Source organism: Burkholderia sp. MSMB1835 (assembly GCF_001526365.1).
Taxonomy (GTDB): Bacteria; Pseudomonadota; Gammaproteobacteria; order Burkholderiales; family Burkholderiaceae; genus Burkholderia.
Map to the genome: position 1 here is coordinate 1 of NZ_LOYP01000060.1, position 2,198 is coordinate 2,198.

Consider the following 2,198-nt stretch of genomic DNA (forward strand, 5'->3'; position numbering starts at 1 on the left):
TCGACTTCGACGGGTCTGTCGACGGCCAATAGCTCGATCACGTCGCTGTCCACGTCGACTTCGACGGGTCTGTCCACGGCCAACAGCTCGATCACGTCGCTCTCGACCTCCACGTCGACGGGCCTGTCGACGGCCAACAGCTCGATCACGTCGCTTTCGACTTCGACCTCGACGGGTCTGTCCACGGCTAACAGCTCCATCACGTCGCTTTCGACTTCGACTTCGACGGGTCTGTCGACGGCCAATAGCTCGATCACGTCGCTGTCCACGTCGACTTCGACGGGTCTGTCCACGGCCAACAGCTCGATCACGTCGCTCTCGACCTCCACGTCGACGGGCCTGTCGACGGCCAACAGCTCGATCACGTCGCTGTCGACCTCGACCTCGACCGGCCTGTCCACGGCTAACAGCTCCATCACGTCGCTCTCGACCTCGACTTCGACGGGTCTGTCCACGGCCAACAGTTCGATCACGTCGCTGTCCACGTCGACTTCGACCGGTCTGTCGACGGCCAACAGCTCGATCACGTCGCTGTCCACGTCGACTTCGACGGGTCTGTCGACGGCTAACAGCTCCATCACGTCCCTGTCGACCTCGACTTCGACGGGTCTGTCGACGGCCAATAGCTCGATCACGTCGCTGTCCACGTCGACTTCGACGGGTCTGTCCACGGCCAACAGCTCGATCACGTCGCTCTCGACCTCCACGTCGACGGGCCTGTCGACGGCCAACAGCTCGATCACGTCGCTTTCGACTTCGACCTCGACGGGTCTGTCCACGGCCAACAGCTCGATCACGTCGTTGTCGACCTCGACTTCGACGGGTCTGTCCACGGCCAATAGCTCGATCACGTCGCTTTCGACTTCGACTTCGACGGGTCTGTCGACGGCCAATAGCTCCATCACGTCGCTGTCCACGTCGACCTCGACGGGCCTGTCCACGGCTAACAGTTCGATCACGTCGCTGTCGACCTCGACCTCGACCGGCCTGTCCACGGCTAACAGCTCCATCACGTCGCTCTCGACCTCGACTTCGACGGGTCTGTCCACGGCTAACAGTTCGATCACGTCGCTGTCCACGTCGACCTCGACGGGCCTGTCCACGGCCAACAGCTCGATCACGTCGCTGTCGACCTCGACTTCGACCGGTCTGTCGACGGCCAACAGCTCGATCACGTCCCTGTCCACGTCGACCTCGACGGGCCTGTCGTCGGCCAACAGCTCCATCACGTCGCTCTCGACCTCGACCTCGACCGGTCTGTCGACGGCTAACAGCTCGATCACGTCGTTGTCGACCTCGACTTCGACCGGTCTGTCGACGGCTAACAGCTCGATCACGTCGCTTTCGACTTCGACTTCGACGGGTCTGTCGACGGCTAACAGCTCCATCACGTCGCTCTCGACTTCGACCTCGACGGGTCTGTCGTCGGCCAACAGCTCCATCACGTCGCTCTCGACTTCGACCTCGACAGGCCTGTCCACGGCTAACAGCTCCATCACGTCGCTCTCGACCTCGACTTCGACTGGCCTGTCCACGGCTAACAGCTCGATCACGTCACTGTCGACTTCGACCTCGACGGGTCTGTCGTCGGCCAACAGCTCCATCACGTCGCTCTCGACCTCGACCTCGACCGGTCTGTCGACGGCTAACAGCTCGATCACGTCGTTGTCGACCTCGACTTCGACCGGTCTGTCGACGGCTAACAGCTCGATCACGTCGCTTTCGACTTCGACTTCGACGGGTCTGTCGACGGCTAACAGCTCGATCACGTCGCTTTCGACTTCGACTTCGACTGGCCTGTCCACGGCTAACAGCTCGATCACGTCGCTGTCGACCTCGACTTCGACCGGTCTGTCGACGGCTAACAGCTCGATCACGTCGCTTTCGACTTCGACTTCGACGGGTCTGTCGACGGCTAACAGCTCCATCACGTCGCTCTCGACTTCGACCTCGACCGGCCTGTCGTCGGCCAACAGCTCCATCACGTCGCTGTCGACTTCGACCTCGACCGGCCTGTCGACGGCCAACAGCTCGATTACGTCGCTGTCGACCTCGACTTCGACCGGCCTGTCCACGGCTAACAGCTCGATCACGTCGCTGTCGACTTCGACCTCGACGGGTCTGTCGTCGGCCAACAGCTCCATCACGTCGCTCTCGACCTCGACCTCGACCGGTCTGTCGACGGCTAACAGCTCCCC

At 61.9% G+C, this 2,198-nt stretch carries 1 protein-coding gene; it reads right to left on the bottom strand.

The window, feature by feature from the left end; genetic code table 11:
• The coding region (locus WS96_RS34200) for a hypothetical protein (RefSeq protein ID WP_059837881.1) at positions 1-2,198 on the bottom strand (2,198 nt) is incomplete at both ends.